Genomic DNA, 6820 nt, shown 5'->3' with positions numbered 1-6820 from the left:
CCCGTGTGGCGTCGCGCGCTCAGCCGGCACTGATCCGTACGCGAAGTACGGCGGCACGGAACCACCCCCGTGGATCCCGTGCCGCCGTACTGTGATGGTGGACGTCGGGATCTTCGGGGTGGTTCACCGCTGAGGGGGTCCGGACACGCGTGTACGAGTCTGGTGACGTGCTCGTGACACTCGGCCGCCCCGCCGGCACCGCGGGCCGGCCGGTGGCCTGCTCAGAAGGGGTAGTGGGCGTGCCCCGCGGCCAGGGTGACCCAGCGGGTGTCGCTGAACGCCTCGATGCCCCAACGGCCGCCGAAGCGCCCGTAGCCGGATGCCTTCACGCCGCCGAACGGCGCCTGCGGTTCGTCCGCCACCGACTGGTCGTTGACGTGCACGATGCCGGTGCGCACCCGGCGTGCGACGGCGAGTCCGTGGGTGCCGTTCTCGGTGATGATTCCGCAGGTCAGCCCGTGCTCGGTGGCATTGGCGAGGGCGATGGCCCCGTCGTCGTCGGTGAACGTCGTCAGTGTGCAGACCGGGCCGAACGCCTCGCCGTGGTAGAGGTCCATATCGGTCGTGACGCCGGTGAGGACGGTGGCGGGGTGCACGGCGTTCTCCGGCGCCCCTCCCCCGGTCAGCACCTTCGCTCCCTTGCCGACCGCGTCCTGTACGAGCGCCGCCACCCGTTCCGCCGAGGCGGCGCTGACCAGCGGCCCGATGACGGTGCCCGGATCGGTGGGCGCACCGTGCGGGAGTCCAGCCACCTTCTCGGTGAACTTCTCGGTGAACTCCTCGGCCAGCGAGGCGTGCAGCAGGATCCGGTCGCCGGACATGCAGATCTGTCCGGCGTTCATGAAGACCGAGAACGCGGCGGCGTCCACCGCGTAGTCGACGTCGGCGTCCTCCAGCACGATGACGGAATTCTTGCCGCCCAGCTCCAGGACCGCGGGCTTGAGGTGCTGCGCGGCGAGGTTGCCGATGATGCGGCCGACGCCGGTGGAACCGGTGAAGTTGACGGCGCGGACCGCCGGTTCGGCCACCAGCGCCTCGGCCACCTCGGCGGCGTCCTGTGGGGCGTTGCTGACGACGTTGAGTACGCCGTCCGGCAGCCCTGCCTCGCGCAGCACGTCGGCCACGAAGTACCCACAGGCCAGCGGGGCGTCCTCGCTGGGCTTGACCACGACCGTGTTGCCCGCGGCGAGCGGTGCCGCCACGGCGCGGGTGCCGAGAATGACCGGGGCGTTCCAGGGGGCGAACGCGGCGACGACACCGACCGGTTCACGTATGGCCATGCTGAGGGTGCCGCCGTCCTGCGCGGTGAGGACCTCGCCCCGTGGCGCGGTGACCGCGGCGGCGGCCTCCCGGAACATGCCGGCCGCAAGCTGCACGTTGAACAGCGCCCAGGGGCGGCTGCCGCCCGCTTCCTGCGCCATCAGCGCGGAGGCGTCCTCGCCGCGGGCCTCGAGGAGGTCGGCGGCCTTGAGGAAGACCGACCGACGGGTCGCCGGGCCGGTCGCGGCCCAGTCCGGGAACGCCGCGTCGGCCGCCGCCACCGCCCGGCGCACGTCGTCGGCACCGGCGGCGGCGACCGTGGCGTACACCTCGCCGGTGTAGGGATTGCGGTCCTCGGCCGTACGGCCGGAGGCGGCCGGGACCTCCTGACCGCCGATGAGCAGGTCACGGTGGTTTGTCATGGCTGGTCCTATTCCGAGGTCGCGGGCTTTCAGTCCAGGTCCGAGTCTCCTGCCTTCCCGCCGCGGATCACAGACCTGACCTGAGTTTCGTTCGCCGACCGGACTAGCCCAAGACCTCGCTCTTGCGTACGGCGTTGGCCGCGGCGCCCACGGCGATGCCCAGCACGGTCAGCACGAGGCAGCCGTAGACCTCGGCACCGTCGGGGATGACGTAGCGGACGAACCCGAAGAACGGGGGGACCCAGTCGAACCACTGGCGGAGCAGGCCGGTGACGCCCGCGGAGATGAACATGAAGCTGATGAAACCGAGGATTGCCTTCATCTCTCAAGCCTGGAAAGGTCAGTTCGGAGCCGGTATCGGTCAAGGGGATCGAGCGGCGGCGACCAAAGTTCCGGCCTTGTGGCCAGCTGTCATCCGAAGGTATCTCCGTCCGGTCCGGGGCCACGTGCGAGACCCCTCGGCGCTTAGATTTGCCGACGTGCACCGCCACCGCCGTACGCTCCGCGACTGGATCGCGGATTTCGCGCTGTTCCTCTTCGCGGCCACGTTCTCGGTCGTGACCTCGGAGTCCGTCACAACAGACCGCGGCCCGTCCGAGGAAGCGCTCGTCGCCGATGTGCTGGTCGGCGGATTCGCCTGCGCCGCGCTCTGGCTGCGGAGGCGCCGGCCGGTGCAGCTGGTGGTGGTGCTGGTACTCACCGGCTCCGTCTCACACTTCGTCACCGGACCGGTGCTGGTGGCGCTCTTCACCGTCGCCGCCCACCGGCCCTGGCGCGTCAGCCGGTGGATCGCGGCCCTGACGGTGGCGCCCCTCCCCGTCTACCTGATCGTCCGGCCGGATCCCGATCTCCCCCCGGCAGCTTCAGCGATCGTCTACTTCGCGCTGGTCGCCGCGGCCTTCGCATGCGGCCTCGCCGCACGCTCGCGCAGCGAACTCATCGTGTCGCTGCGCGAACAGGCCGAGCAGGCGGCGGCCGAGGCGAAGCGAGGGGCGCGGGAGGAGATGGCACGGGAGATGCACGACGTACTGGCGCACCGGCTGTCGCTGCTGAGCGTGCATGCGGGCGCTCTGGAGTTCAATCCGGGCGCCCCGGAGCCGGAGATCCAGCGGGCGGCCGGAGTGATCCGGGACAGCGCGCATCAGGCACTGGAGGACCTGCGCGAGGTCATCGGCGTGCTGCGGGCGGTGGAGGGCGGCGGCCGGCCACAGCCGACGCTCGCGGATGTCTGGTCGCTGGCCGAGGAGTCCCGTGCGGCGGGCACCCTGGTCGCGCTGGATCTGCGGATCGGGGAACCCGGTGCCGCACCGGCGCTGGCGGGTCGCACCGCGTACCGCATCGTGCAGGAATGCCTGACGAACGCCCGTAAACACGCGCCGGAGGCTCCGGTGACCGTGGCGGTCGGCGGCGGACCCGGCGAGGGCGTGACGGTGGAGGTGCGCAACCCGCTGCCGGCCGGCGCGCCGGAGACGGCCATACCCGGCGCGGGCCAGGGCCTCATCGGCCTGATCGAGCGGGCCTCCCTGGCGGGCGGGCGGCTGGAGTACGGCCGTACCGGTGAGGACTTCCGGCTGCACGCCTGGCTACCGTGGCACACGTGATTCGCGTACTGCTGGTCGACGACGACCCTCTCGTACGGGCCGGACTGCGGCTGATGCTCGGCGGCGCGCCCGACCTCGATGTCGTGGGCGAGGCGGCGGACGGCGGCGAGGTGGCCGGCCTGGCCGCACGGCACTCACCCGACGTCGTCCTGATGGACATCCGGATGCCCACGGTGGACGGCCTCACCGCGACCGCGGCGCTGCGGGCGCTGCCCCGGCCGCCCGAGGTCATCGTGCTCACCACCTTCAACAGCGACGACCACGTGCTGCGCGCCCTGCGGGAGGGCGCGGCCGGATTCGTCCTGAAGGACACACCGCCGAGGGACATCGTCGAGGCGGTACGCAAGGTCGCCGCGGGCGAGCCCGTCCTCTCCCCCGCGGTGACACACCAGCTCATCGCGCAGGTGTCGAGCGGCGCGGGCAAGGGGCCGCGGAGCGTACGGGCACGGGAGCGGCTCGCGCGGCTGGGTGACCGGGAGCGGGAGGTGGCGGGCGCGGTCGGCGAGGGCAAGTCCAACACCGAGATCGCGGCCGAGCTGTACATGTCCCTGCCCACCGTCAAGACCCACGTCTCGCGCGTCCTGACCAAACTCGGCCTCAACAACCGGGTACAGATCGCGCTGCTGGTACACGACGCGGGGGAATCCTGAGCACCTCGGTGCCGGTAGCGCCTGGCTACGGCGGGGCCGAGAACAGGCGAAAGCGGAGGTGATCACTCCGACACGACCGCGATGTCGATGACCTTCCCGCCCCGGCCGTCCATGATGTGAGTGACCTTGACGGCCCCTCAGCCGCGCTGAACACTGCCGACACGCTCGTCGCGGAGGCCGCGCGGGGTGGGGCGGCAGTCCGTGCTCAGCCGCCGTTTTCCTGGCATCGGCTCCGTAGCCAGGTCACGCACCATCCCGTAGGGACGTCCGGGGTCACCGCCCCGGCCGAGGGACAAGGAGCCGTCATGAACCAGTTCTCCACCATGGACATCTTCGCGGGCGAGGTGATCGGCACCGCGCTCCTGATCCTCTTCGGCGGCGGCGTGTGTGCCGCCGTCAATCTCCGCTTCTCGAAGGCCAAGGCATCCGGCTGGGTCGTCATCGCGTTCGGGTGGGGCTTCGGTGTGCTCGCCGGTGCCTACACCGCACTGCCGCTGTCGGGAGGACACATCAACCCCGCGGTGACGGTGGCGCTCGCCCTGGAGAGCGGCCAGTGGAGCAACGTGCCGCTCTACATAGCGTCGCAGCTGATCGGCGCCATCGTCGGTGCCGTACTCGTCTGGGTGGCCTACTACGCGCAGTTCGCCGCCAACGCCGACCCGGAATTCGCCCAGGGCACGCTGGGCAACTTCTCCACCATCCCCGAGATACGCAACGTGGCCGCCAACCTCGCCACCGAGATCATCGCGACGGTCGCACTGGTGCTGCCGATCCTGGCCTTCGGCGCCACCACCGCGCTCGCCAGGACGGGCACGCTGGCGCTCATCGTCGCGCTGTTGGTCGTCGGTATCGGACTCTCCCTCGGCGGCCCGACCGGGTACGCCATCAACCCCGCCCGTGACCTCGGCCCCCGCATAGCCCACGCACTTCTGCCCATCCCCAACAAGGGCGGCTCGGACTGGGGTTACTCCTGGATCCCGGTGGCCGGGCCGTTCATCGGGGCCGCCGTCTCGGCGGGCATCTTCAAACACGCCTTCTGACTCTCCCGGGGCCTGCCGGGCCTCCGGAGGCTCTCCAGCACTTCGGTTCCGGAAAAGGGGACGCGACCATGACGGACAAGTTCGTCGCAGCGATCGACCAGGGCACCACCTCCAGCCGCTGCATCATCTTCAACCAGGACGGTGCCATCGTCGCCGTCGACCAGCGCGAGCACCGGCAGATCTTCCCCAAGCCAGGCTGGGTGGAGCACGACGCCACCGAGATCTGGGCCAAGGTCCAGGCGGTGGTCGCGGGCGCGGTCGCCAAAGCCGGCCTGCGCGCCGACCAGCTCAGCGCGATGGGTATCACCAACCAGCGCGAAACGACCGTTCTGTGGGACAGGGCGACCGGCCGGCCTGTGCACAACGCGATCGTCTGGCAGGACACCCGTACCTCGGCCCTGTGCAGCGAACTGGGCGGTGCGGACGGCCAGGGCCGCTTCCGCGACCGTACGGGCCTCCCGCTGGCGAGCTACTTCGCCGGTCCGAAGGCCGCCTGGCTGCTCGACAACGTCTCCGGGCTGCGGCAGCGCGCCGCCGCCGGTGAGATCGCCTTCGGCACCATCGACTCCTGGCTCATCTGGAACCTCACCGGCGGCACCGACGGCGGGGTGCACGTCACGGACGTCACCAACGCCGGGCGCACCATGCTGATGAACCTGGAGACCCTGCAGTGGGACCAGTCCATCCTCGACGCCATGAACGTGCCCGCGGCGGTGCTGCCCGAGATCAAGTCCTCGGCGGAGGTGTACGGGACGGCCGTCGGCCAGCTGGCCGGGGTGCCGGTGGCCTCCGCACTCGGCGACCAGCACGCGGCACTGTTCGGGCAGACGTGCTACGGCGTCGGCGAGGCCAAGAACACCTACGGCACCGGTTCCTTCCTGCTTCTCAACACCGGGACCCGGCCCGTACCCAGCAAGAGCGGCCTGCTGACGACCATGGGATACCAGCTCGGAGGCGAGGACGCCGCCTACTGCCTGGAGGGCTCGATCGCCATCACGGGCGCCCTGGTGCAGTGGTTCCGCGACCAGTTGGGCATCATCAGCGAAGCCGCCGAGATCGAGACTCTGGCGGCGAGCGTCGAGGACAACGGTGGCGCCTACATCGTCCCGGCCTTCTCCGGGCTGTTCGCACCGTACTGGCGCTCGGACGCGCGCGGCGTCGTGACCGGCCTGACCCGCTTCGTGACCAAGGCACACCTGGCCCGCGCGGTGCTGGAGGCGACGAGCTGGCAGACGCGAGAAGTCGTGGACGCCATGTACCAGGACTCCGGTGTCGAGATCACCAGCCTCAAGGTCGACGGCGGCATGACCGGGAACAATCTGCTGATGCAGCACCAGGCGGACGTGCTCGGAGTGCCGGTGATCCGGCCGGTGGTGGCGGAGACGACCTGTCTGGGCGCGGCGTACGCGGCGGGGCTGGCGACGGGGGTGTGGTCGGACCTGGACGAGCTGAGCAGCCACTGGAAGCGGGACGCGGAGTGGACGCCGGGCATGGACGCCGGGCAGCGCGAGAAGGAATACCACAACTGGCGCAAGGCCGTGCAGCGCAGCTTCGGCTGGCTGGAGGAAGGCGAGTAACGGGTCCGCGGGGCCGGCAGGCGGCCCCGGGCCGGTCCCTGACCGGTCTGTCCGTAACCGGCCTGTCCCGCCCCGGCCCCGTGTTCGCTCAGTGCGCGGGGGCGGGGCGGGCCTCCGGCTGCCCCGGCTGCTCCGCCGGCGGAGTGGCCCGGCGCAGCGCGTGCTCGACCACCGAGATCAGTACGTCGCGCGCGGATTCCCGGCTGCGCGCGTCGCACATCATCACAGGCACCCCCGCGTCGAGGTCGAGCGCCTCGCGCACGGCATCAC

6 protein-coding genes and 1 pseudogene are annotated in these 6820 nt (G+C 70.9%); 4 read left to right on the top strand and 3 right to left on the bottom strand.

Annotated features, from left to right (window positions below):
- Positions 1–221: 221 nt before the first annotated feature.
- Positions 222–1682 (bottom strand): aldehyde dehydrogenase family protein, encoded by a 1461-nt coding sequence (locus ACRDP3_RS17700; protein WP_431517929.1) that lies wholly within the window; start codon positions 1680–1682, stop codon positions 222–224.
- 103 nt (positions 1683–1785) lie between these two features.
- The gene (locus ACRDP3_RS17695) at positions 1786–2004 is read right to left on the bottom strand and encodes a hypothetical protein (protein ID WP_431517928.1); all 219 of its coding nucleotides are present in this window, start codon (positions 2002–2004) and stop codon (positions 1786–1788) included.
- Positions 2005–2161: 157 nt separating this feature from the next.
- Between ACRDP3_RS17695 and ACRDP3_RS17690 the strand changes: the two genes are divergently transcribed.
- The 4 genes from ACRDP3_RS17690 (at position 2162) to glpK (ending at position 6550) form a co-directional block, all read left to right on the top strand.
- Entirely contained in the window at positions 2162–3283 is a 1122-nt protein-coding gene (locus ACRDP3_RS17690; RefSeq protein WP_431517927.1) for a sensor histidine kinase, read from the top strand.
- Positions 3280–3933, top strand: coding sequence for a response regulator (locus ACRDP3_RS17685; protein WP_431517926.1), 654 nt, complete (start codon positions 3280–3282; stop codon positions 3931–3933). The genes ACRDP3_RS17690 and ACRDP3_RS17685 overlap by 4 nt, the downstream gene beginning before the upstream one ends.
- A 305-nt stretch (positions 3934–4238) precedes the next feature.
- Complete coding sequence (locus ACRDP3_RS17680; RefSeq protein WP_431517925.1) at positions 4239–4973, top strand: MIP/aquaporin family protein; 735 nt, start codon at positions 4239–4241, stop codon at positions 4971–4973.
- A 68-nt stretch (positions 4974–5041) separates the two neighbouring features.
- Positions 5042–6550 (top strand): glycerol kinase GlpK, encoded by a 1509-nt coding sequence (glpK, locus tag ACRDP3_RS17675; RefSeq protein WP_431517924.1) that lies wholly within the window; start codon positions 5042–5044, stop codon positions 6548–6550.
- 88 nt (positions 6551–6638) lie between these two features.
- On the opposite strand, the pseudogene ACRDP3_RS17670 reads toward glpK, so the two are convergent.
- A pseudogene (locus ACRDP3_RS17670) lies at positions 6639–6820 on the bottom strand (hypothetical protein); the annotation flags it as partial.

It is taken from the genome of Streptomyces sp. (assembly GCF_050698815.1).
In the GTDB taxonomy this organism is placed as follows: Bacteria; Actinomycetota; Actinomycetes; order Streptomycetales; family Streptomycetaceae; genus Streptomyces.
Note: the sequence above shows the minus strand (reverse complement) of the source record. Positions and strands in the feature narration are given on the sequence as shown.

Coding starts and splice junctions, on each gene's coding strand:
- ACRDP3_RS17700 (WP_431517929.1), bottom strand. CDS start 1,682: ATGACAAACCACCGTGACCTGCTCATCGGCGGTCAGGAGGTCCCGGCC.
- ACRDP3_RS17695 (WP_431517928.1), bottom strand. CDS start 2,004: ATGAAGGCAATCCTCGGTTTCATCAGCTTCATGTTCATCTCCGCGGGC.
- ACRDP3_RS17680 (WP_431517925.1), top strand. CDS start 4,239: ATGAACCAGTTCTCCACCATGGACATCTTCGCGGGCGAGGTGATCGGC.
- glpK (WP_431517924.1), top strand. CDS start 5,042: ATGACGGACAAGTTCGTCGCAGCGATCGACCAGGGCACCACCTCCAGC.